This window comes from Flavobacterium longum (assembly GCF_965137575.1).
Classification (GTDB): Bacteria; Bacteroidota; Bacteroidia; order Flavobacteriales; family Flavobacteriaceae; genus Flavobacterium; species Flavobacterium longum.
Genome location: NZ_CBCRZJ010000001.1, coordinates 604,956 through 629,054, shown reverse-complemented (window position 1 = coordinate 629,054; position 24,099 = coordinate 604,956). Strand labels below are relative to the sequence as shown.

The 24,099-nt window shown below is 49.5% G+C and carries 21 protein-coding genes; 8 read left to right on the top strand and 13 right to left on the bottom strand.

From position 1 onward, the window contains the following. Nucleotides 1-15: 15 nt before the first annotated feature. Genes ACM9J1_RS02850 through ACM9J1_RS02840 form a run of 3 tightly spaced genes read right to left on the bottom strand, consistent with a single transcriptional unit; the run spans nucleotide 16 to nucleotide 3,583 of the window. Complete coding sequence (locus ACM9J1_RS02850; protein ID WP_415580400.1) at nucleotides 16-1,629, bottom strand: M1 family metallopeptidase; 1,614 nt, start codon at nucleotides 1,627-1,629, stop codon at nucleotides 16-18. 44 nt (nucleotides 1,630-1,673) lie between these two features. Next, nucleotides 1,674-1,955, bottom strand: coding sequence for a hypothetical protein (locus tag ACM9J1_RS02845; RefSeq protein WP_415580398.1), 282 nt, complete (start codon nucleotides 1,953-1,955; stop codon nucleotides 1,674-1,676). Beyond that, nucleotides 1,955-3,583 (bottom strand): acyl-CoA carboxylase subunit beta, encoded by a 1,629-nt coding sequence (locus ACM9J1_RS02840; protein WP_415580396.1) that lies wholly within the window; start codon nucleotides 3,581-3,583, stop codon nucleotides 1,955-1,957. The genes ACM9J1_RS02845 and ACM9J1_RS02840 overlap by 1 nt, the downstream gene beginning before the upstream one ends. Nucleotides 3,584-3,680: 97 nt before the next feature. On the opposite strand from ACM9J1_RS02840, the gene ACM9J1_RS02835 reads away from it, so the two are divergent. The 3 genes from ACM9J1_RS02835 to ACM9J1_RS02825 all read left to right on the top strand — a co-directional run bounded on the left by ACM9J1_RS02835 (nucleotide 3,681) and on the right by ACM9J1_RS02825 (nucleotide 6,787). After that, nucleotides 3,681-4,844, top strand: coding sequence for a hypothetical protein (locus ACM9J1_RS02835; RefSeq protein WP_415580395.1), 1,164 nt, complete (start codon nucleotides 3,681-3,683; stop codon nucleotides 4,842-4,844). Nucleotides 4,845-5,057: 213 nt separating this feature from the next. Then, a complete protein-coding gene (locus ACM9J1_RS02830; RefSeq protein ID WP_415580393.1) occupies nucleotides 5,058-5,708 on the top strand; it encodes a DUF47 domain-containing protein in 651 nt (216 codons plus the stop codon). A gap of 5 nt (nucleotides 5,709-5,713) precedes the next feature. Then, a complete protein-coding gene (locus ACM9J1_RS02825) occupies nucleotides 5,714-6,787 on the top strand; it encodes an inorganic phosphate transporter (RefSeq protein WP_415580391.1) in 1,074 nt (357 codons plus the stop codon). Between the two features lie 47 nt (nucleotides 6,788-6,834). Here the strand turns inward: ACM9J1_RS02825 and ACM9J1_RS02820 are convergent, their stop codons facing one another. From ACM9J1_RS02820 to prfB, 3 genes are all read right to left on the bottom strand, one after another. Further along, on the bottom strand, nucleotides 6,835-8,043 hold the full coding sequence (locus tag ACM9J1_RS02820; protein WP_415580390.1) for a porin family protein: 1,209 nt from the start codon (nucleotides 8,041-8,043) through the stop codon (nucleotides 6,835-6,837). Between the two features lie 53 nt (nucleotides 8,044-8,096). After that, complete coding sequence (locus ACM9J1_RS02815) at nucleotides 8,097-8,891, bottom strand: endonuclease/exonuclease/phosphatase family protein (RefSeq protein WP_415580389.1); 795 nt, start codon at nucleotides 8,889-8,891, stop codon at nucleotides 8,097-8,099. A 54-nt stretch (nucleotides 8,892-8,945) separates the two neighbouring features. Continuing rightward, a protein-coding gene (prfB, locus tag ACM9J1_RS02810) for a peptide chain release factor 2 (protein ID WP_415580388.1) occupies nucleotides 8,946-10,044 on the bottom strand; the annotation gives its coding sequence in 2 pieces (ribosomal slippage) (nucleotides 8,946-9,980 and nucleotides 9,982-10,044; 1,098 coding nt in all). 47 nt (nucleotides 10,045-10,091) lie between these two features. On the opposite strand from prfB, the gene ACM9J1_RS02805 reads away from it, so the two are divergent. Next, complete coding sequence (locus tag ACM9J1_RS02805) at nucleotides 10,092-11,114, top strand: threonine aldolase family protein (protein WP_415580387.1); 1,023 nt, start codon at nucleotides 10,092-10,094, stop codon at nucleotides 11,112-11,114. Between the two features lie 168 nt (nucleotides 11,115-11,282). Here the strand turns inward: ACM9J1_RS02805 and ACM9J1_RS02800 are convergent, their stop codons facing one another. Then, nucleotides 11,283-11,597, bottom strand: coding sequence for a YbaB/EbfC family nucleoid-associated protein (locus ACM9J1_RS02800; RefSeq protein ID WP_415580385.1), 315 nt, complete (start codon nucleotides 11,595-11,597; stop codon nucleotides 11,283-11,285). Nucleotides 11,598-11,741: 144 nt separating this feature from the next. Here ACM9J1_RS02800 and ACM9J1_RS02795 point away from each other — a divergent pair, with 144 nt between their 5' ends. Both ACM9J1_RS02795 and ACM9J1_RS02790 read left to right on the top strand, forming a co-directional pair. Then, nucleotides 11,742-13,802: a S9 family peptidase gene (locus tag ACM9J1_RS02795; protein ID WP_415580384.1), complete on the top strand. Its 2,061-nt coding sequence runs from the start codon at nucleotides 11,742-11,744 to the stop codon at nucleotides 13,800-13,802. 79 nt (nucleotides 13,803-13,881) lie between these two features. Next, nucleotides 13,882-14,922, top strand: coding sequence for a PLP-dependent cysteine synthase family protein (locus ACM9J1_RS02790; protein WP_415580383.1), 1,041 nt, complete (start codon nucleotides 13,882-13,884; stop codon nucleotides 14,920-14,922). Nucleotides 14,923-15,036: 114 nt separating this feature from the next. On the opposite strand, the gene ACM9J1_RS02785 is transcribed toward ACM9J1_RS02790, so the two are convergent. The 4 genes from ACM9J1_RS02785 to gcvT are packed head-to-tail and all read right to left on the bottom strand — an operon-like array spanning nucleotide 15,037 to nucleotide 19,693. After that, nucleotides 15,037-15,762: a DUF3667 domain-containing protein gene (locus ACM9J1_RS02785; protein WP_415580382.1), complete on the bottom strand. Its 726-nt coding sequence runs from the start codon at nucleotides 15,760-15,762 to the stop codon at nucleotides 15,037-15,039. Beyond that, nucleotides 15,759-16,469, bottom strand: coding sequence for a YebC/PmpR family DNA-binding transcriptional regulator (locus ACM9J1_RS02780; protein WP_415580381.1), 711 nt, complete (start codon nucleotides 16,467-16,469; stop codon nucleotides 15,759-15,761). Before ACM9J1_RS02780 ends, ACM9J1_RS02785 begins: the two co-directional genes overlap by 4 nt. Before the next feature lie 31 nt (nucleotides 16,470-16,500). Further along, nucleotides 16,501-18,555, bottom strand: a complete 2,055-nt coding sequence (locus tag ACM9J1_RS02775) for a S41 family peptidase (protein ID WP_415580380.1) — start codon at nucleotides 18,553-18,555, stop codon at nucleotides 16,501-16,503. 55 nt (nucleotides 18,556-18,610) lie between these two features. After that, a complete protein-coding gene (gcvT, locus tag ACM9J1_RS02770) occupies nucleotides 18,611-19,693 on the bottom strand; it encodes a glycine cleavage system aminomethyltransferase GcvT (RefSeq protein WP_415580378.1) in 1,083 nt (360 codons plus the stop codon). 217 nt (nucleotides 19,694-19,910) lie between these two features. On the opposite strand from gcvT, the gene ACM9J1_RS02765 reads away from it, so the two are divergent. Continuing rightward, nucleotides 19,911-20,999: a ligand-binding sensor domain-containing protein gene (locus tag ACM9J1_RS02765; protein WP_415580377.1), complete on the top strand. Its 1,089-nt coding sequence runs from the start codon at nucleotides 19,911-19,913 to the stop codon at nucleotides 20,997-20,999. 53 nt (nucleotides 21,000-21,052) lie between these two features. Continuing rightward, on the top strand, nucleotides 21,053-21,895 hold the full coding sequence (locus tag ACM9J1_RS02760; RefSeq protein ID WP_415580375.1) for an NAD(P)H-hydrate dehydratase: 843 nt from the start codon (nucleotides 21,053-21,055) through the stop codon (nucleotides 21,893-21,895). Here the strand turns inward: ACM9J1_RS02760 and thrC are convergent. Together thrC and ACM9J1_RS02750 are read right to left on the bottom strand one after the other, a co-directional pair. Then, the gene (gene thrC / locus ACM9J1_RS02755; RefSeq protein WP_415580374.1) at nucleotides 21,884-23,173 is read right to left on the bottom strand and encodes a threonine synthase; all 1,290 of its coding nucleotides are present in this window, start codon (nucleotides 23,171-23,173) and stop codon (nucleotides 21,884-21,886) included. The genes ACM9J1_RS02760 and thrC overlap by 12 nt on opposite strands. Then, nucleotides 23,170-24,099, bottom strand: a complete 930-nt coding sequence (locus ACM9J1_RS02750) for a homoserine kinase (RefSeq protein WP_415580373.1) — start codon at nucleotides 24,097-24,099, stop codon at nucleotides 23,170-23,172. Before ACM9J1_RS02750 ends, thrC begins: the two co-directional genes overlap by 4 nt.

The following is a 24,099-nucleotide window of genomic DNA, read 5'->3' as shown; positions in this document are numbered from 1 at the left end:
ATGGCGGTTTTTTCTTCAGGATTTAACAACGTCGATGAGGAATTTTCCGGTCTCGGGCGAAATTTCCGACAGTTTCAGTTTTTTACCGACATCCATGGATTGCGGCGTCGCGGTAGGATAGAGCCGAACCGCTTTTCCGGCTATTATCACATCCATCGGCATATTGAAACCGTCCAAGGCATTTTGCCATTGGTAATCCAATTTGCCTTTTTTGAGCGTCAGCTTCAGCACTGGGATTTTCGTGGTTTTGAGGTATTGGTCGAATACTGGTGTGAGGTCTTGGCTCGATTCCTTGTTAAAGAATTTGATCACGGTTTCGTTGCTGATGATTTTATGACGGTAGGTTTCGGAGAATTTCAATAGCATCGGCCACCATTTGCTGTCGTCGCCTACGATATGCCGCAACGTATTGACAAGTAGCGCGCCTTTGTAATACATGTCGCCAGAACCCTCGTTGTTTACGCCATAATGCCCGATGATGGGCTTGTCATTGCCGATGTTGCCGCGCATGCCGTTGATGTATGTCATCGCTGCCTCATAGCCGTAGAGGCATTCCACGAAAACCGCTTCTGAATACATGGTGAAACCTTCGTGGATCCACATGTCGGCGATGTCCTCGGACGTGATGCTGTTGCCGAACCATTCGTGCCCGGATTCGTGGATGATGATGTAGTCAAACCGCAACCCGATGCCGGTCCGGGACAAATCCGTGCCCATGTAGCCTTTGAGGTAGCGGTTTCCGTAAGCGATGGCACTTTGGTGTTCCATGCCGAGATAGGCGGTTTCCACCAATTTATAGCTGTCGTCGGCAAATGGATATTTCCCGAATTTAGACTTGAAGCAATCCAGCATCGGCTTGACATCCCCGAAATGGGTTTCAGCTTTGGCTTCGTTTCCGCGCAGTACATAATAGTCGAGGTCGATGCCGTCGTGGGTGTCGTGCAGGTGCGCGTAATCGGCGATGTTTACCGTGATGTCATAATTGTTGATCGGGTTCTTGACTTCCCAGTCCCAGCGCGTGTAACCGTCCTTTAGATCTTCGCTGCCGAGAAGCCGACCATTGGATACGTTCATCAACCCATTTGGAACGGCGACTTTTATCGTCGCGCCCAAATCGGGTTCGTCACTTTGCGAATCCTTACACGGAAACCAAAGGCTGGCACCGGTTCCTTGTACGGCCACGCCGATCCAATCTTTGTTATTCTTATCTTTCTTGAACACGAAGCCGCCGTCCCAAGGCGCATTTCGCGCCACCAAAGGTTTTCCGGAATAGTAAAAACGGAGCTTGTGCAATCCGGTGCCTTGGATGCCGTCAGCGAAAAAGACGAACACCGCATTGAATTCCCGGCGATAAGGCAGTTTTTTGTTGTCGTATACGATGCTGTCCACACGCATGTTTTCAAACAAATCCAACTGGATGGTAGGCGTACCCGCCAAGGCCTTGAAGGAAATGTCGTTGTACCCGACAATTGATCGTTCCTCCGGATTGATCCTGATGTTCAAGTCATAGCGCTGGACGTCGTATCGCGTCCGTTCCGGCCGAAGCCCGCCCTGAAGCGAATCTTTTCGGGAAAAAGTCTGTGCAGACACTGTTACGGCCAGCAAAAGAAAAGCGGCAGTTGTTTTCATACGGCTAATGTAAGGACTAATTGGTTGGCAACTTATACGTTACGTTACGAATGGCGGTATGCGAAGAATCGTTTGGTGAAACGATAGGCCAAATATACAGCCGGCAGGTAAACGGTAAGCGCGAGATTTAAATTTGACGGGACGGGATGGCATCCGTTCCAAGTTGGCGTATCATACCACCAATGAAAACCGATTGACCATTTTCCTGAATGACCATCACATTCATCGGCAATCAGAACCGACTGTGTCACTGCATTCAAAGCAAAGAAAACAACGATCAATGGCAGTGACAAGACAAACGTAAAAATGACGATACGCCGATGCATCAAGTTTGTATAACGCCCAAATTAAATGGCTTTTGTATCGGTGCGTGGTTGGCCGCTTCAATGCCCATGGAAATCCAGGTGCGCGTGTCGAGCGGGTCGATGATGGCATCGGTCCACAACCTGGCGGCTGCATAATACGGCGAAACCTGTGCGTCGTAACGCGCTTTGATCTTGTCGAACAATTCCTGTTCTTTTTTCTCGTCGACCGCTTCACCTTTGGCTTTGAGGGCCGACGCTTCAATCTGCATCAAGACTTTGGCCGCCTGTGTGCCGCCCATGACCGCGAGTTCTGCGCTCGGCCAAGCGAAAATCAACCTCGGATCATACGCTTTACCGCACATGGCATAATTTCCGGCCCCATAGGAATTCCCGACGACGACGGTAAATTTCGGTACGACCGAGTTGGACACGGCATTCACCATTTTGGCGCCGTCTTTAATGATGCCGCCGTGTTCTGATTTTGACCCGACCATGAATCCGGTTACATCCTGCAAGAACACGAGTGGGATTTTCTTTTGGTTGCAATTGGCGATGAATCGCGTGGCTTTGTCTGCACTGTCCGAATAAATTACGCCGCCGAATTGCATTTCGCCTTTCTTGGATTTGACGACTTTTCGCTGGTTGGCCACAATGCCCACTGCCCAGCCATCGATGCGTGCGTATCCGGTGATGAGCGTCTGGCCGTAACCGGCTTTGTATTCGTCGAATTCGGAATTATCTACCAAGCGACTGATGATTTCCATCATATCGTATTGCTCAGAGCGTGTCTTAGGCAAAATCCCGTAAATTTCCTCAGGCTTCTGAGCCGGCTTTTCAGGCTTGACGCGGTTGAATCCGGCCTTGTCGAAATCGCCGATTTTGGCTACGATGTTCTTTATTGTGTCGAGTGCGTCCTTGTCATCCTTGGCTTTGTAATCGGTCACACCCGAAATTTCACAATGCGTCGTGGCGCCGCCAAGGGTTTCATTGTCTATGGTTTCGCCGATGGCCGCTTTCACGAGATAACTTCCCGCAAGGAAAATACTTCCGGTTTTGTCTACGATCAAGGCTTCGTCACTCATGATCGGTAAGTACGCGCCGCCCGCCACACAACTGCCCATGACCGCGGCAATCTGGGTAATGCCCATGCTGCTCATGACGGCATTGTTGCGGAAAATGCGCCCGAAATGTTCCTTGTCGGGGAAAATCTCGTCTTGCATGGGCAGGTAAACGCCCGCGCTATCTACGAGATAGATGATCGGCAAACGGTTTTCGATGGCGATTTCCTGGGCGCGAAGGTTTTTCTTGCCCGTAATCGGGAACCATGCGCCGGCTTTGACGGTGGCGTCATTGGCCACGACAATACATTGTTTTCCTTTTACATATCCGATTTTCACGACTACGCCGCCGCTCGGGCAACCGCCGTGCTCGCTGTACATGCCATCGCCGGCAAATGTGCCGATTTCGATGCTTTTCGAATCTTTGTCCAGCAAATAGTCGATGCGTTCACGGGCCGTCATTTTTCCTTCGCCGTGTAATTTTTCGATGCGTTTCTCGCCGCCGCCGAGTTTGACTTTGGCGAATTTTTGCTTCAGGTCGGAAAGTAGGAGTTTATTGTGGTCTTCGTTCTTGTTGAAATTCAGGTCCATAAATGCTTGGCTTGTTTTGCGCACGCTAAAGTACGAAAACGTTTGAAACGGGCATAAAAAAAGCCGGCATGAACCGGCTTGCTGTTATTTTTTCTTTTTGGACTTCTTGTCTTTTTTCTTGTCCTTGCCCTTCGACTTTTTGGCTTTGTCTTTCGCTTTAGACTTTTTGTCCTTGTCTTTCGGCTTCTTGTCTTTGGCTTTTTTGTCCTTGGCCTTGGTGTCTTTTTTCTTTTTATCGTCGGCTTTGCCTTTCGCCTTCTTGTCCTTGGACTTGGGGGCGTCCGGCTTCGCAGACGCTTTCGGTTTTACATCCTCGGCTTTGGATGATTTACCAGCAGTCGATTTTGCCTTGCGTGTTTTCTTTGCTGTTTTTGCTACCGTACGCGTTACCGGTGCTGCTGTCTCGACGGGTGTTTCGGTCTTTGCCGCTGTTTTTGTAGCTGTCTTTGACGTTGATTTCCGCATTGCCGGTTTTGCACTTGCAGCAGGTTTCGATGCTGCTTTGGCCGTCGTTGCTTTCTTAGGAGCCGTAGCTTTTTTTGCAGCAGGTTTTGTTGGCGTGGCGACTGTAGGTTTTGCTGCCGCTGTTTTGGCCGCAACCGGAGTCTTACTTGTTGCGGGTTTAATCGACGCTTTTTTGGCTACCGTTTTTTTGGCGGGAGTAGCAGCTGGCTTGGCCGTAGCGGCACTTGCGGTACTTTTCGGAGTTGCCTTGGTGGCCGGTTTTTTCGCAACAGACTTCTTTTTTGCCGCAGGTTTTGTCGCTGCTGGCGATGCGATTGGTGTTTTGGCGGCCGCCTGTACAGAAGCCGCGGAGACCGGTTTTTTAGCCACGGTTTTTTTTGCTGGTTTCTTCTTTGCCACCGGCTTTCTTGCCGCCGGTGTCGCTGCGGAAACCGTAGCTGGGATTGCCGTTGCGGCCGTTGGATTTGCAACAACAGTTTTTGTAGCGGTTTTCTTTGTTACGGTCTTCTTAGCAGTTATTTTTTTTGCCGGAGCAGCAGGTTTTGCGGCAACGGCTGTCTGGGCAACGGGCTTTTTCGCCGCGGGTTTGCTGGCTGTTTTTACACCGGCCGCTTCCGTAGCCGGCTTTTTGGCTACTGGTTTTTTCGCGGCAGGTTTGCTGGCTGCTTTTATGGTTGGTGCTTTTGCGGCTGCGGGAACCGTTTTCTTAGCTGGAGCTGTTTTCTTTGCATTGCCTGCCGCCGGCTTAGTGGTATTCCGCGCAGGCTTTTGGGAGTTTTGGTCTGCCATGGTGTGATTTTTACAGATGGTTATCAGAAAATTAAATCNTTAACAAAAATAGCTAATAAACTATTACGACAACGTTAAGTTTTGTATAGGTTTTAGAAAATCAATAAACTGATGTTCAAAAGCGTACCCTATAAATGTAATAAAAAATCTCAAATACGATAACTTAATGTTGCCTTAACATTGGAATATTACTTTTGTGCCGAAATTAAAAGCAAACAGTATGTCTTTCAACCTGAACAACTTTTTCCAGTTCCTCGTTCCTAAGGATAAGAAATTTTATCCGCTGTTTGAGGAAGCGTCCATGAACCTGATCTCTTTGGCCGAAACCCTGCACGAAGGCGTTAATGCACCGCGAGCAGAGCGCGATCCGTATCTCAAGAAAATTGAAGAACTGGAAGCGGTCATCGAGGAAATTACGCACAAGACGCATTTGGAATTGAACAAAAATTTCATCACACCATTTGATCGGGAAGACATCCACGCACTGGTAAAATCCATGGACGATGTGGCCGATTATATGCACGGTGCTGCAAGCCGCATGCGTTTGTATCAGGTCGAGAAGATTACGAAATCCATTCGGAAACTTACTGAAATAAACCTTGAAGCATGCCAGCATATCGGAATGGCCATCAAGGAGTTAAAAGATTTAAAAAATCTAAAAGCCATCTCCGAAGCGTGTAAACGCATCAACAAATTGGAGAGCAAGGCCGATATCGTCTTCGACAAGGCTGTTGCCGACATTTTCGAAAATGAAACCGACGCCAAGAACATCATCAAGTACAAAGAAGTGCTTTCGGCGTTGGAATCCGCATCGGACAAATGCAAGAGCGTGGCCAACGTGCTGGAATCTATTGTGGTTAAACACTCGTAACCCGTATGGATTTTACGCTACTTATTGTCATCATTGTCCTGGCGCTGGTTTTTGACTACATCAACGGTTTCCACGATGCGGCCAATTCCATCGCCACGATTGTCGCCACCAAGGTCTTGACGCCGTTCCAGGCGGTGCTTTGGGCGGCGCTCTTTAACTTCGCGGCCTATTTCATCTCGAAGTTCATCATCGGCGAATTCAAGATTGGCAACACCATTGCGAAATCGGTCGATGAGCATTTCATTACGCTGGAGGTCATCCTTGCCGGTTTGATTGCAGCCATCATCTGGAATTTACTCACGTGGAAACTCGGTATTCCATCGTCGTCATCGCACACGCTTTTAGGTGGTTTCATGGGTGCCGCGCTGGCCAATGCAGGCGCGTTGTCGAGAGACGGCGTAGATGTCATCAATTACGCTAAGGTATTGCCGACGTTCTTGTTTATTTTTTGCGCGCCGCTGGTAGGTATGATCATCGCCTATTTCCTGACAGTCATCATCATGTGGATTTGCCGCAAAGCCAATCCGTCGCGCGCCGACCGTTGGTTTAAGCGTTTGCAGTTGGTGTCATCGGCATTGTTCAGCTTGGGCCACGGTGGTAACGACGCGCAGAAGGTAATGGGTATCATTGGTGCTGCCGTGATTTGCTACAAGCTGGATGCGGGTGACGCGATTTATCAGGCAGCCGATTCCAAAGAGCGTTTCGGGATGTTTGTGGAGGACCCGCATTGGTGGTGGGTTCCGTTGGCGAGTTTCGTGGTCATTGGGCTTGGGACACTTAGCGGTGGCTGGAAAATTGTCAAGACCATGGGTTCAAAAATCACGAAAGTAACACCGCTCGAAGGTGTTGCCGCCGAAACATCTGGCGCCGTAACCCTTTACCTGACTGAGCATTTGGGTATTCCTGTATCGACTACGCACACCATCACCGGCAGTATCATTGGGGTTGGTATCGTAAAAAGGGTTTCCGCAGTGCGTTGGGGCGTGACCATCAACTTGCTTTGGGCTTGGATCCTGACCATTCCGGTTTCTGCAATCATCGCCGCCATTTTCTACTTCCTCTTGAAGGCGATTATGTAAGAATTCATATAAAATAAAAAAAGCCGCTCGATAGCGGCTTTTTTTATTTAAAGGAATTTGAAGCGTCCAATCAGCTTGATGTTATTGTATTCATAATCGATAGCGGGATACGGCGTCGGGTTGCCCTTTATGTCGTATCTGAGTTCGATGTCAATCATGTGGTAATTGACGCCCATGCCAAGACCCGGCGTAATGCTGTTAGGCGAAAAGCTGTATGGCGAATACAGATCGTCTAAATCGGAGTATTCGATAATGGAGCTTTTCCTGATGGCGTGGTAGTTCAAGACGGCATTTAAGAACAATTTGGCGTTGTCGGACAGGAACATGTAGTGCCTAAAGCCAACCGAAAACAAGATGTATCCCAACTTCACCTTGTAGTTGTCTCCTGCGTCGGTGGTTTGTTCATCATTGAAACTGACAAAAGATGCTTCACCCATGACACTCCACTTGTTGTTCCAAATCGGCAGGATGTACTCGCCTTCGGCCCCTAGACTCACGTAAACTTTGCTTCCGAAATCATGGCTTGTGAGCCGCGGATGGTCAAAGGCCAAACTGTGTTGTCCAAGAAATACGGAACCTTTCAGTCGGAAACCGCCTTTTTTGGTTGCCTCTTTTTCTTCTTTCTGTTTTACCGCCAACGAACCATTGCAGCCATTCACTTTGTTGAAGTATCCGATTAAATCCTTATTGGTGTAGTCGAGCTGTTCCACATCGGCCTTGGTGGTTTGGCCTTCACAACGCACGTCCGTAAGCAGCTGCTGCCTGAAAGTGTTGTTTTTCTGGGTTGCGGTAATCCTGTCGTTATCGACCAGAAACTTTTTGTAGATGAGTTGTTTTACCGGTTGGTTTTCCGTCGCGAAGAAAAACCGCACCATTTCATTCTTGTCGTAGCGGTAAAGTTTGTGTCGTCCATCAGCCATCAGTTTCATGAAGATCCGGACGTTCTCGAAAATAGGATTTCTATTGGTGGTGAGTTTTCCGGTCCAGTCAGACGACATGTCCATGGCTACGGTAGCGCTGATGTACGTATTGTCGCCAACCGAAAAAGCCACGACATCATTCTGGGTTTTGCTTTCCGTGGCGCTGTCGTTGGATAGTTTGTATTCAAAAGAAGTAGGCGTGTCTTTCCAATCGATATCACGAATCAGACAGTCTGTCCGGACATTCTTGTTGTCGATGAAATAGCCCTTCTCAAATTTGATTTGTGCCATAGCCAACGCGGGCAAAAGCAACAATAGCGTGTAAAGTTTATTCATATTGTTCTGGATTTCGGAACAATGATAATAAAAGATTCTGGAAATTTATTCTTTTAATAGGCCAACGCTGCAAAAACCGGCAAATGGTCAGACGGGTATCGGCAATCCTTGGAATCGCTCAGCACCGCATGGCGCAATACCCTGACGCGGCCCGATACAAAGATGTAATCGATGCAGGTGGTAACGGGCTCATGGAATTTAAAGGCGTTGAATGTACCCGATGGCCCGAATGGTTTGGTTTCACTAATGGTTTTGCTGTCGGTCAGGGTGGCAATCATGTTCTTGTACGCGCCGCCAGTCGGTTCGGAGTTGAAATCGCCCGTGACCACAACGGGCCAGTTTTCTTTGTTGATTTCAGCAATTTTACGGACGATGAGCTTTGCGCTATTGGCCCGCGCGACTTCGCCGACATGGTCGAGATGTGTATTGAATACATAGAATTTTTTGCCCGAGGCTGTCTCCTGAAACAGGCCGTAGGTGCAGATCCGCTCGAGTGCCGCATCCCAGCCTTTTGACTTCACATCAGGTGTGTCGGAAAGCCAAAAAGTGTCTTCGGCGAGCACTTTGAATTTCTTGGTGTTGTAGAAAATCGCACTGAATTCGCCTTCGGTCTTAGAATTGTCGCGGCTGATGCCAATGTATGCGTAGCCTTCGAGTTGCTTTTCGATGAACTGCAATTGGTGCGCTTTTCCTTCTTGCGTACCCAGGAAATCGGGCGCATTGTACCGGATTTGGTCGGCCAGGAAATCGCGCCGGAATTCCCAGTTGTTCTCGCCGTCGCCACCAAAATCAACCCGTAGGTTGTACGACATGACCTTGACTTCCTGCCCGAAAGCGAATCTCCCCAAAAGCAGCAGTAATATGAACCAATTCCGCAACAATTATCAATTATTCACTATTAATTATTCATTCTCTCGCTGTCCCATCATCATCAGGTATGCCTTCAGGAATTCATCGATTTCGCCGTTCATCACAGCATCGACATTGCTGGTTTCATACGCCGTACGCACGTCCTTCACCAATTTATAGGGTTGCATGACGTAATTCCGGATTTGCGAACCCCATTCAATCTTCATCTTGCTGGCTTCGATGTCGGCGCGTTGTTCCAAACGCTTTTTCAATTCGATTTCGTACAACTGCGATTTCAACATCTGCATCGCGCGCTGGCGGTTGTCGTGTTGCGAACGTGTTTCGGAACATTGGATCTGGATGCCCGTAGGTTTGTGGACGAGTTGCACCTTCGTCTCGACCTTGTTGACATTCTGTCCGCCGGCGCCGCTGGAGCGTGCGGTCGTGATTTCGATGTCGGCCGGATTGATCTCGATTTCAATAGTATCGTCAACCAACGGGTAAACATATACGGACACAAACGAAGTATGCCGCTTTGCGTTGCTGTCAAACGGCGAGATGCGCACCAATCGGTGGACGCCGTTTTCACCTTTGAGCCAACCAAAGGCAAAGTCGCCCTCGATTTCTAGCGTCACGGTTTTGATACCGGCCACATCGCCTTCCTGGAAGTTCAGCTCCCGTATTTTATAACCCGATTTTTCGGCCCACATCAAATACATACGCATGAGCATCGATGCCCAATCACAACTTTCGGTACCGCCGGCGCCCGCCGTAATCTGCAATACGGCGCTCAGCGAATCGCCTTCGTCCGAGAGCATGTTCCGGAATTCCAGGTTTTCGATATGGGAATTGGCCTTATCATAGGTTTCGTCCAATTCTTCGCCGGACAATTCACCTTCCTTGTAAAAATCAAAGGCCAGTTGGAGTTCTTCGGTCAAGTCGACAGCTTTCTGGTAGTCATCGACCCATTTCTTTTTCGAACGCAGGTTCCGGACGATGATTTCGGCTTCACGCGCATTGTTCCAGAAGTCCGGGGCGAAGGTTTTTTCTTCCTCGTTCGCGATCTCGATCAGTTTGGCATCGACGTCAAAGATACCTCCTCAGCGCACCAAGACGCTCTACAATACCTTTCACTTGTTCGGCATTTGTCATAAATAGTAGTAATTTTGTCGGGCAAAAATACCACTTCAAACCCAATCATGGAAATAAATTTAATCAGCGATACGGTCACGCGGCCCACGTCGGGAATGCTCAAGCAGATGTTCAGTGCCAAGGTGGGCGACGATGTGTTCAAGCAAGACCCGACCGTGATTGCCCTCGAGGAAAGGCTGGCGGCGATGTTTGGGATGGAAGCGGCGCTGTTTTTTCCGTCCGGGACGATGGCCAACCAAACCGCGATTAAGCTCCTGACCAATCCGGGCGACGAACTCATCGCAGACAAATGGGCGCATGTCTACAATTATGAAGCGGGCGGCGTGTCGTTCAACAGCGGTGTGTCTTGCCGGTTGATCGACGGAAACCGCGGCATGATTACCGCCGATCAAGTCAAGTCAAGCATCAATCCGCCGGATTTTTACCACAACCCGCTGACGACACTCGTTTGCGTGGAAAACACCACCAACAAAGGCGGCGGCGCTTGTTATGAACTCGACGAACTGAGGAAAATCAGGAAAGTCTGCGACGCGCACCACCTGAAATTCCACCTGGACGGCGCGCGCATCTGGAATGCGATGGTCGAGAAAAACCAGGCGCCGGAGAGCTTCGGGAAATTGTTCCATACCATTTCTGTCTGCCTATCCAAAGGATTGGGCGCGCCGGTTGGTTCGGTCTTGCTTTCAGACAAGAAAACCATCGGGCGTGCGCTGCGCATCCGGAAAGTATTCGGCGGAAACATGCGGCAGTCCGGCTATTTGGCCGCCGCCGGATTGTATGCGCTCGACCACCATATTGAACGTTTGGCCGATGACCACAAACGCGCCCGTGAAATCGCGTCGGTGTTGCAAAACCTGAAATGGGTGGCCAAGGTCGAGCCCGTCGAGACCAACATCCTGATATTCGAGGTGCAGCCGCAGATCGACGAAAATTCGGTGATCGAAAAACTGAAATCAAAAGGCATTTTCATCTCGTCGATGGGGCAAGGGAAACTCCGCATCGTCACGCACCTGGATTACAAGCAAGTGATGCATGAATATGTGCTGGAAACGTTGGGGAAGTTGAAATAATGGTGAATTAATTGTGAATGGTAAATGGTGAATTGTGTTCTCTCTAAACTTCAACAATGGTTCTAAATAAATTATAAATTATATTAAAAGCAATAAAAATCACCATTCAGAATTCACCATTTACCATTCAGAATTCACAATTTACCATTCAAAACTTACCATTCACAATTAAAAAAGCCCCGGAATATCCGGCATGCCTTCCTTCGCCACCGCACCCAGTTCGGCTTCGTTGACGTTTGTGGCCTTGGCGATGGCTTTGTTCAACACCAAGACAAGGTAATCTTCGAGTTGCTCTTTGTCTTGCAGCAACGAATCATCAACAGTGATGCTTTTGATTTCGCGGTTGGCATTTAAGGTTACTTTGAGCAGGCCGTCGGTGCTTTGCTCGTCGATAAGTACCGAATTCAGTCGGATTTTCGTTTCTTCTATCTTTTGCTGGGTTTCGCGCAATTTGCCCATCATGCCCATCAGGTCTCCAAACATGTTGATAAGTTTTAGGATTTCTCGAGGTGCAAAATTATTATATTGCCGTAACCTTGTCAAAAACTTTTTATGAAATTCCCTCGTAGGGCAAGCTGCATAACCTTTATTTTTGCGGCTTCTTGCATTGTGCAAAACAGTTCACTTATGGCCCAAAACATACCAGCGCCTGTCGCGAAGAAAATCCCGAAGACTTTAGAGAAGTTCAACGACAAACGCATCGACGATTATTTCTGGCTCAATGAGCGTGAAAATCCGGAAGTGATCGATTACCTCAAACAGGAAAACGACTATTACCATAAAATGACCGCGCACACCGAACAATTCCAAAAGGATTTATTCGAGGAAATGAAGGCACGCATCAAGGAAGACGACCAATCCGTGCCGTATCTCTACAACGGTTATTATTATATTACCCGATACGAAAAAGGGAAAGATTACCCGATTTACGCCCGCAAGAAAGGCAGCTTGGACGCCAAGGAAGAGGTTCTTTTTGACTGCAACGAACTGGCCAAAGGCCACGCATACTTTCAGTTGAGCGGACTAAGTGTCAGCCCTGATAATAAATTTGCGTCTTACGCCACGGACATTGTCGGACGCAGGATTTACACCATCGGCGTGAAGAATCTCGAAACCGGAGAAATCCTGTCGGACAAGATTGAGAATACTACAGGCAGGTCGGTCTGGGCCAATGACAACGCGACGTTGTTTTACACCCGGCAGGACGCCGTGACCTTGCGTTCCGATAAGGTTTACAAACACCGCCGCGGCGCAGACATCTCAAAAGATGTTTTGGTCTTCAACGAAATCGATGATACTTTCAACGTTGGCATCAGCAAAAGCAAATCGCGGAAATTCCTGATGATTGAATCTTCCAGTACGCTTACCACCGAAACGCGTTTCCTGGAAGCTGACAATCCCGATGGGGAATTCCGTGTGTTCCAGAAGCGCAAACGCGGGCTTGAATACGATGTTTCGCATTTCGACGGCCATTTTTACATCATGACCAACGCCGATAAGGCCACGAATTTCAAGGTTATGAAAACGCCTGAAACTGCTACGGGAATCGAAAACTGGAAAGATTTGATTCCGCATCGCGACGACGTTTTGGTGGAAGGCATCGAAATTTTCCGGAATTATCTCGTCGTGGATGAACGCAGCAACGGCCTGAACAAAATAAGGATCATGCCTTGGAGCGGGAAAGGCGAATACTATCTGCCGTTCAAAAGCGAGACCTATACGGCCTATCCGTCGGTGAATGTTGACTTTGACACCGAGATTTTACGTTACAGCTACCAGTCTTTAGCCACGCCGCCATCGGTCATCGATTTCAACATGCGCACCAAGGAACAAACCGTCCTGAAAGAGCAGCAAGTGCTCGGCGGGAAGTTCGACAAGAATAATTATGTAGAAGAACGGCTTTGGGCCACAGCCGGCGACGGCACAAAAATCCCAATGTCCGTCGTTTACCGGAAAGGCATCAAGAAAGACGGCAACAACCCGCTGTTGCAATACGCGTATGGTTCGTACGGGAATTCAATGGATGCCACTTTTTCCTCGACACGGCTGTCATTGTTGGATCGCGGCTTCATTTACGTCATCGCGCACATTCGCGGCGGCGAGGATTTGGGACGGCAATGGTATGAAGACGGAAAACTGCTCAAGAAGAAAAATACCTTTACGGATTTCATCGATTGTTCGAAGTATTTGATTGCCGAGCGATACACATCGCCCAAACACCTGTATGCAGAAGGCGGTTCTGCCGGCGGATTACTGATGGGTGCGGTGGTCAATATGGCGCCGGAACTCTACAACGGTGTAATCGCGCAAGTGCCGTTCGTGGACGTTGTAACGACGATGCTCGACGACACGATTCCCTTGACCACGGGCGAATACGACGAATGGGGCAACCCGAACGAAAAGAAATATTACGATTATATGCGCTCGTATTCGCCGTATGACAATGTCGGGGCACATGATTATCCGAATATGTACGTTTCTACTGGGTTACACGATTCGCAGGTGCAATATTTCGAGCCTGCGAAATGGGTGGCGAAGTTGCGCGCGACCAAAACCGGCAACCAGTTATTGTTCCTCGATACCAACATGGATGCAGGCCACGGCGGCGCTTCCGGACGTTTCGAGGCGCTCAGGGAACTGGCCCGCGAATTCGCCTTTTTTTTGGATTTAGAAGGAATTAAGAATTAACGAGAACATTTTTTTCTTAAATTTGCAAGGATTTGAGGTTTGCCGCCAGCGGTAGCTCGCCTTGATTAACCCAATTTTTATGAAAGAAGATATTAAAGCTTACAATAGTGTTCTGGATTTGATAGGCAATACGCCACTAATTAAGCTGAATAAAGTTACCGATAACCTACCCGGTAATTTCTACGCCAAAGTAGAGGCTTTCAATCCAGGTCATTCCACCAAAGACCGCATCGCGCTGTACATTATTGAAGAAGCTGAAAAAAGGGGTATTCTTTCACCCGGTGACACCATCATCGAAACCACCTCAGGAAATACAGGATTTAGCCTTGCGATGGTGAGCATCATCAAAGGTTACAATTGCATCCTGGCCGTAAGTTCCAAATCATCCAAAGACAAGATTGACATGTTGCGCTCCATGGGCACCAAAGTATATGTTTGCCCGGCGCACGTTTCGGCCGACGACGAACGCTCTTACTACAATGTCGCTAAAAGAATCCACGAGGAAATCAAGGGTTCGGTCTACATCAACCAGTATTTCAACCAACTCAACATCGATGCACACTACAAAACCACCGGTCCTGAAATCTGGGAGCAAACCGGCGGAAAGATTACGCATTTGGTGGCTTGCAGCGGTACGGGCGGAACCATTTCCGGCGCGGCGAAATACCTAAAGGAAAAAAATCCACAGATCCGCATCCTGGGCGTTGACGCTTTTGGTTCGGTGCTGAAGAAATACCACGAAACCAAGGAGTTCGATACCGACGAAATTTACCCTTACCGTATCGAAGGGCTAGGGAAGAACCTCATTCCGTCGGCCACCGATTTCGACCTGATCGACAAGTTCATGAAAGTCACCGACGAGGAAAGTGCGCATACCACGCGCGACATCGCCAAACTTGAAGGTTTGTTCGTGGGTTACACTTCAGGTGCGGTGTTGCAGGCCGTAAAACAATACGCCGAGGAAGGCGAGTTCGATGCCAACAGCAATGTCGTCGCGATTTTCCCTGACCACGGCTCGCGTTACATGAGTAAGGTATTCTCGGACGATTGGATGAACGAGCAAGGCTTTTTCGATAGCAACAAAACCGAAGAAGCGCAGCGGATCGAATTCATCAAGTAATCGATCGTCTGTAAATAATTAATAGAAGCTTCGGGAAACCGAGGCTTTTTTGTTTTAGAGTAGGAAATGGAATGAATGGCCCGAATCCTCTGGCGTAATATGGGCGCCGATTCGTTACAGTAATTTCGCCAGCCAGTCGATGGTTAGTCCAGAAGCCACTACGATTAAGAAAACGAGCGTGTTTCCAACGAAATAACCGATCAAAGCCTTAAGATAGTTCAGCGGTTTTGAACGGTCGAATACCTGTGCGATTACGATTACGGGATACAATACGGACGCCCCGATGAGAATGATGTTGTTTGCTGTTTGAGTCAATAACGGATGCAGCGGCAACAAGAACGCGATGATCCAAAGCCCTTGCGCCGACACAAAGCACATCATGGTCATGATCTCAAAAATGTTCAGCTGGTATTTGCGGAAGAGTAATTTTACGACAAATGCCACAAAGAAGCTCTTGATGATATACGTGTACCCGAAATGTGCGTCGAGCCAATGCTGTATCGTTTCAACCGAAGAACCGTGAAAGTAACTTTCTTCGACAACCGACGCACGCGGCGGCTTGAAATAGTTGTAAATGAATGTGTACAACAGCGCACTGAAAATCAGGTACGCTATAGGTTTCATGTGCCGACTGCGATTGACGAACAGAAATTCCCTGATACTCGCGGCTGGCCGCACCAGCAACTCCTTGAAGTTGAACAGGAAGCCTTTTTCCAGATGAAAGAGGTGAAACAATTCGTGTGACACATAGTGTCGGTCGATGCGGGCAAGCGAATCTACGCCTTTTTTTTCTGCATGGTCATCGTCAACTGCCCGATGTGCTCCGGACGAAGTCGTCATTCCTGCATGGTATGATATACATTCTGCACATCGTCATCTTCCTCGATCTTTTCGAGTAATTTCTCGACGTCGGCCACTTGCTCGTCGGTGAGTTCCTTGGTGACTTGCGGAATGCGCTCAAATCCTGAAGATAAAATTTCGAAGTTGCGGTTTTCCAATTCTTTCTGGATGGCACCGAAACTCTCGAATGGCGCGTAAATCAAGATGCCGTCTTCGTCCTCGAACACTTCTTCTACGCCGAAATCGATCATTTCCAGTTCGAGTTCCTCCAAATCAATCGTGCCTTTCGGGATGCGGAAGTTGCAGATGTGGTCAAACATGAATTCCACCGAACCTTGCGTGCCCAAACTGCCGTTGCATTTGTTGAAATAACTACGGATGTTGGCCACCGTGCGGTTGTTGTTGTCGGTCGCGGTCTCAATCAGGATGGCAATGCCGTGGGGCGCGTAACCTTCAAACAAGACTTCCTTGTAGTTGGCCGTATCTTTGTCGGTTGCTTTCTTGATGGCACGCTCGATGTTTTCCTTGGGCATGTTCGCTGCCTTCGCGTTCTGGATGACGGCGCGCAACCTTGAATTGGCTTCCGGGTTCGGCCCGCCGTCTTTCACGGCCATGACAATGTCTTTCCCAATACGCGTAAATGCTTTGGCCATGGCGGCCCAACGCTTCATTTTTCTTCCCTTCCGGAATTCAAAAGCTCTTCCCATTGATTCTAAAAATTATGTCGCAAATTTAAAATTATTCCCCAGTTTTCCCAATACGAATTGGCCTGCCCGGCTGATTTTTCATGTCACCGATGATGCGCGCCGCTTCCTGCAGGTAAACGTTGCTCGCCGCTTCCTGTATTTTTTGTTGCCCGACAGCATCGGTCTTTTCGCGTTTGGCCTTCTTACCGATGACAGAAACCTTGCATCCGGTGGGTTTTTCCGATTCGATCTTGATCTTCTTCCATACACCGTCCACGCGCTTCATCAGCGCAAAAACATCTTCCAGTTTGATGGCCAGTGCACCGAGCGGTCTGTCGTACAATGCCGTAATTTCATGATCCAATGCCGCAATCCCATTGAAGCGCGCATTGTTTTTCACCCGCTGGTTACTTTGGGCGATGGCACCCGGAAAACCGCTCGTACTTTTCCTGAACGGCACTTGCACATTCAGGTCAGACGGCATGGCGGTCTTTTCATTTTTCTCGCGTGGCGTGATCTGGTCATACAATACGGGCATTTTCACGTCCGGTGTCACGCCGTTGATCTGTGCACTTTGCCCAGTGATGCGGTAAAATTTTTCGATGGTCGTCTTTACGAAATCCTGCTGGGTTTCATCCACAGGAAGCACGACCTGTACGGTCGCTTTTCCCAATGAATTTGCCCCGGCAATGATGGCGCGGTTGTAATCCTGCATGGCCGCCGCAAAGAACTCGCTCGCCGATGCCGAACCGCCGTTGATCAGCACGATCAATGGTCCTGAGTAAACCGCGCCCGGAACGTAGTCGCGCATGATGTCCTGCACGCGGTTTCGGTTCACTGCCACGGCAATCGGGCCGCTGTCTATGAATAATCCGGCCAGCCTGACCGCTTCTTCCATCGATCCGCCGCCATTGTCCATAAGGTCAATCACCAATCCGTCTATGTTTTCCTTCTTGAGTTTCTCGATTTCCTTGAACGCGTCTTCGGCGCAACCGTGGCTGCTGTAGGTTTCGAAATCCGAATAGAAACTCGGTATTTTCAGATAGCCGATCCTTGATTGCCCTTCTTCGGCCAGCAAGCCGTACACGCTGTTTTCAGTGGCTTTCATCACCTGTTTGCGCAACCTGACGTCCAGCAATGCGCCGTTCTTCTTTTTTACGGTCAGCAAAACGTCTTTGTTGGCATCTGAGTATATAATGTCGCCAATGGTTTCCAGCGACGTGCACGACACGATGAATTCCCGGCCGGATACGTCCGAAACCTTGATGACTTGGTCGTCTTTCTCCAGCAATTTGCTTTTGGCCGCCGGACCGCCCGGAATAACATCCACGATAATGACTTCGCTCTTCTCGTTCACTGAAAATTCCAGCCCCAGCGAGAGGTTGCTCGTAGAAAGGCCAGACATGAAACTCATTTTCTCGTCCAAGAAAAAATAGTTCGTATGCGGGTCGAAATATTGGCAGAACACGTTCAGGAAATCATTGCGCAGTTGCATTTCCAAGCCGTTGCGCGGTTCTAGTTCGCTGTTGATGCGGCAAAGCGTGCTCTCAAATACGCGGGCATTCGTGGCTTTTTCGATGGCCGAAAAATGCTGCCGCAGTGAATCGACCGACGTGGCCTGCTGTGAAATGTCCTGCAACATGTCAAAAGCCATCCGTTTGCGCCACACGTCATGCATTTTCGCCGCTTCCAGATCAAACGGATAAGGATCTTTGCTGAAACGCATCGAGTCCTTTCCGGTGTAATCCAGCGGCTGGCTTTGCAATGACAAAATGATGTCCCGTTTGCGTTGGAGCGCGCGACGGTAAGCTGTCACGAAATCCGACAGGAACTCGCAGTTTCGCTGCCTGATGTCGTCGTCGAGCGTCAGCCTGTGCAGGCGTAAGGAATCGTACTCGGTTTTGGTGAAAAGTGCGTGGTCTTCGTCTATGGTGTCGATGAACCGGTCAAAGACAAATGCCGAAAGGCTGTCGTCTATGGGTTTCGGCCGGAAATGCTCGCGCTTTATCAAATCGTCGATCTTGCCCAGCAATTCGCACGTTTGCCCGTTCGTCTGCGCTTTGGCCACAAACGAAAGAAGCAACAAGGCAACGAGATGCTTTCCCATGGATTATTGTCCCGCGAATTCACGAATAACAGTAGTGCATGAATCCGCAGATTTCTTATTTCTTGTAAAAAGGCAGTTTCACGACCTTTGCAGGCACATCATTGTTTCGGATACGGACAAAGATTTCGCTGTCGGCGGTACTGTGCGCCGTCGGTACGTAACCGAGCCCGATTCCTTTGCCCAATGACGGCGCCATCGTCCCCGAAGTCACGATGCCGATTACGTTTCCGTCCTTGTCAACGATTTCATAGTCGTGGCGCGGAATGCCCCGGCCCGTAAGTTCAAAACCCACCAGTTTGCGCGATACGCCTGTTTCTTTCTGCTTTTTCAGATTTTCGGCATTGACGAAATCCTTAGTGAACTTCGTGATCCAGCCCAGTCCGGCTTCCAGCGGCGACGTGGTGTCGTTGATGTCGTTCCCGTAGAGGCAAAAGCCCATTTCAAGACGCAACGTGTCGCGCGCGGCCAGCCCGATTGGCTTGATGCCAAAAGATCTTCCGGCTTCGAAAACCTTGTTCCAAAGCGTTTCCACCTGGTCATTCTTGCAGTAAATCTCAAAACCGCCCGATCCGGTGTAGCCCGTCGCCGAAATGATGATGTCGTCAAATCCGGCAAAATCGCCCACGGCAAAATGGTAGTATGGGATCGCGCCCAAATCCAGCGACGACAAAGATTGCATCGCTTCCACGGCTTTCGGGCCCTGGATGGCCAGCAGTGCATAATCGTCAGATTTATTCTCCATCGTCACGCCCCAACTGTTGTGGGCAGAAATCCAGTCCCAGTCCTTGTCGATGTTCGAGGCATTCACCACGAGCATGTAACGGTCATCGGCCATTTTATAGACAATCAGGTCGTCCACGATGCCGCCGTCAGCATTCGGCATACACGAATATTGCGCGCGCCCCACAGTAAGCGTCGAGGCGTCGTTCGAGGTTACTTTCTGGATCAAATCCAGCGCGTGTGGCCCGCTCAATAAAAATTCACCCATGTGCGACACGTCAAAAACGCCCACGCCATTGCGTACGGTTTCGTGTTCAGCATTGACGCCTTCATATTGAATTGGCATGTTGTAGCCCGCGAAAGGCAACATTTTAGCGCCCAGGCTTTCGTGGATGTGGTGTAGCGGAGTGTTTTTCATGGTGTTGTATTTTGAGCCGCTAAGGTAAGGGGAAATTGATAATTGACAATGCTGTTGGCGACCGCTGGCGAATTATTTAGGCGTTACACGGTTCGCCACTTACTGAACTGATGGTAGCTTGCGGTGCCGGATTGGGTATATTTCGTAAATTCACACCGTGTCCCGGTTGCACACGTAGCGCCATCCCGGGTGACGAAAAAAAAAACACCTTTCATCGATGACAAACAGACAGTTTTCTTACCATCGCGCTTTTGCTTTGCTGGCCGTACTGATTTTGGGGATCTCCTGTAATGCGCCACGTAATAATAACTTGACAAAAGCGGAGAAGTTGCCAAAACTTACCAAAACCATTGGTAATCCTGATTATGGCAATGTCCAATGCATCCTGCAGGACAAAATCGGCAACTTATGGTTCGGCACCACCGAAAATGGACTTTATAGGTATGATGGGAAATCTTTCACCCAGTTTTTGATGGCCAATGGGCTAAACAGCAATAGTATTCTTTCCATTCTGGAAGACAAGGCGGGCAAGATTTGGATTGGTACGGAAGCTGGCCTTTGCCTTTATGACGGCAAAAAATTCACAGAAATCCAGATTCCTTTACCCAAGAACCTGCCTCCCAATGGAAATGATTACTATAGGAGCGCAAATCATATATTCAGTATTATGGAATCAAGAACAGGAAAACTATGGTTCGCCACGATTAATGGCGTCTATATTTACGACGGCAAGTCCTTCACGCCGTTTACCATTGACAAAAATGCAGGCGGCTTTCTCAACACAAATCACAATGTTGAACGCATGCTTGAGGACAATGCAGGGAACATCTGGTTTGGGTGCCGGGCCAATCCGGGCGTGTATAGGTATGATGGTGAATCGGTAACCAATCTCAAGTTGCAGGTGTTATTCCAAGACGGTCCAAAGCCAAAAGCCCACGATTGGGCATGGCCGCAACTACAGGACAAAAACGGCCATATTTGGTTCAGCAATTGGGGTGGTGCTTATCGGTATGATGGAAATACCTTCACAACCTTTACAAAGAAAGACGGGCTGAAGGGCGGCGTTACCAAGATAATTGAAGACCGAAATGGCAATCTGTGGTTTGGTGGTGATGCGTCGGCGGGGCTTGGCCGTTATGACGGCACATCGGTTGTGCAGTTTACGACAAGAGATGGGCTGATAAACGACAGTATTTGGTCAATCCTAGAGGATAAAGATGGAAATATCTGGATAGGCACCAGGGCAACTGGACTGTCACTTTTTGATGGCGGGAGGTTTTTTACTTACTCGCAGTACCAACGTTAGCCGGAAATCGATCGGCTAACGGTATCCAATCATTTAAAATACGCTTTACAACCATGAAGATCACCCACCGCGAAATCATAAGTCGCATAAAGAAAACCGACCCGAAGTCGCACAAAGGCACGCTCGGCCATGCGCTGATTATTGGCGGCAGTTACGGCAAAATCGGGTCGGTGTGTTTGTCGGCTAAGGCGGCGCTCAGGACAGGCTGTGGTTTGGCCACGGTATTTCTCCCGGAATGCGGTTATGACATCATTCAAAGCGTTGTCCCGGAAGCCATGGCGATTACTGACGTCCAGCACAAATGCATCTCGGATATACAGTTTGATTTTCTGCCGCAAGCCATCGGCATCGGGCTGGGAATGGGGCAGGACGCGGCTACGCAACAGGCACTGTATGCGTTTCTGCGTCAAAGCACACAGCCATTGGTCATCGACGCCGACGCCTTGAATATCTTATCAGGACACCAGGAATGGTTGTCGCTTGTCCCGAAAGGATCGGTCTTGACGCCGCATCCGAAAGAATTCGAGCGTTTGATCGGGAAATCAGACTCCGTAGCACACAGCGTCGCGCAGGCCAAAACATTTTCCGCCCGGCATCAGGTTGTCCTGGTCTTGAAAGGCGCGCCCACCAAAATTGTCTGGCAAAACGAAGTGTTTGAGAATACAACCGGTAACGCGGCTTTGGCCACGGCCGGCAGCGGCGATGTACTCACGGGGATGATCACAAGTCTGATTGCGCAATCATACCATCCGTTGGATGCGGCTCTCATTGCGGTTTACCTGCACGGAAAGACTGCCGACTTGGCGCTACCGGAAACAGGGATGCAAGCCTTTATCGCGTCGGACATTATCAACTATATAGGGAAGGCCTATTTGTCCTTGTCTTCAGCGCAGTAGAAACGCTTTTAAATCGTCATACGTCTTGATTTTTACGCTGCATTTTTCCTTGTGCAGCACAGCCTCGATCTGCGGCGGAATGGCCGGCGTCACACCCAATATTTCGGTCACCGAATCCAGGAATTTTACGGGATGCGCGGTTTCCAACAGCACGCCAATGGCTTCGGGATGTTTCTCCAATTCCTTTGTCAGTCCCAGATAGCCCACGGCGCCGTGCGGTTCAAGCAAATAACCCGTTCTTGAGAATACTTCCTGCATGGCTTTCCGTGTCTGCGCGTCGGTAAATGAATACGATGAGAAATCCCGAAGGAATGCGCTTTTGTCGTCCTGATACATTTCCCTGATGCGCACAAAATTACTCGGATCGGACACATCCATGGCGTTTGACAATGTCGCAACAGTTGCGTCTGGTTCGTAGCGCCAATTTTCGAGGAAACGCGGCACGGTGTCGTTCGCGTTGGTTGCGGCCACGAAATGGGTAATGGGCAACCCGAGTTTCTTCGCCATGACGCCTGCGCAGATGTTTCCGAAATTACCGCTCGGGCACGAAACCACCAGCGGCCGGCTGAACTTTTTTAAGGCTTTGTAGGCAAAAAAGAAGTAGAACATCTGCGGCAGCCAACGTGCAATATTAATTGAATTGGCCGATGTTAAGTTTTTGTTTTTCAGTAAATCATCTAAAAATGCTTTTTTGACCATCGCCTGGCAATCGTCGAAATTTCCATCGACTTCCAATGCGGTGATGTTTTGGCCTAAAGTGGTCAATTGCTTTTCTTGGATGTCGCTCACTTTTCCGGACGGATACAAAATGACCACGTCAACACCGTCCACGTCCAGAAAACCGCTGGCCACGGCGCCGCCTGTATCACCGGACGTTGCCACCAGAACGGTATTGTGCATTGTCTCGCCCTTGTTGAAATGCGCCAGGCAACGCGCCATGAACCGCGCACCCACGTCTTTGAATGCCATCGTCGGGCCGTGGTACAATTCCAACGAAAAAACTGGGTCGTCAATCTGGACCGTAGGAAAATCGAAACTGAGCGTTTCACGCACGATGTGTCGCAAATCATCTTCAGGAATGTCATCACCGACGAACTGCTTTATGGCTTCCAATGCGATGGCATCCGCGGGGGTAACTTCGATTTCTTCAAAAAAAGCGGATGGCAGTGGCCTAATCGTTTCCGGAAAATACAATCCTTTGTCGGGTGCCAATCCGTTGATGACAGCTTCGCGGAACGAAACCTTGGGAGCGGTGCGGTTGAGGCTGTAATAATTCATTGCTGTTCCAATATTTTAACGCCATCCGGATTGACCGGAGACACGTGTCGGTGGTACGGCAGCCCAATGGTTTCATAGATATCACTCATCGCGTCGGCCACTTTCTCGGCGGTCGACAACCCTTTGCATAGCGCGAAAATCGATGGTCCGGAACCCGAAATACCTGCGCCCAAAGCTCCGTGCGCCATCGCGGTTTTCTTGGTTTCGTCGAAGCCGGGAATCAGTGCTTTCCTATAGGGTTCGGCCACGCCGTCGTGCAGGCAGCGGCCAATGAGTTCGTAGTCATGGGTGTACAATCCGGCTACCAGCCCGCCAACGTTTCCCCATTGGGCGATTGCGGCCTTGAGTGGCACTTCTTTTTTCAACACGGCCCGGGCTTCCGCGGTCTTGACTTCGATCTGCGGATGGATGACGGCCACGAATAAATCCGGCGGGCTGTCGATTTTGATGACGTCCAGTGGGTTGTAGCCGCGCACCAAAGTAAAGCCGCCCAAAAGGGCAGGAGCGACGTTGTCTGCATGGTAGCTGCCGCTCGCCGCGTGTTCACCCCAGCCGGCAAACCAGACCAGGTCTTTGGGTTCGAATGGTTTTCCGAGCAATTCGTTGATGCCGAAAACCGCGCCTGCCGCACTGGCCGCCGAACTGCCGATGCCGCTTCCAGCCTTTATTTTCTTGTGGATTTCGATGTCAAAACCAAAATCGGTTTGCCATTGCGAAAGCATGGAAAGCGCGGCCACACCGGCTACGTTCTTTTCGGCCTCCAGTGGCAAATCTGCCCCGACGATTTTCGTGATGCGGACGCCGGGTTCATTGGTTTTGTGGATGATCATTTCGTCGCCCACGTTGTCCAGGCAAAGGCCGAGCACGTCGAATCCGCAGGAAAGGTTGGCCACCGTGGCCGGGCAAAACAGTTTGATCGATTTCAT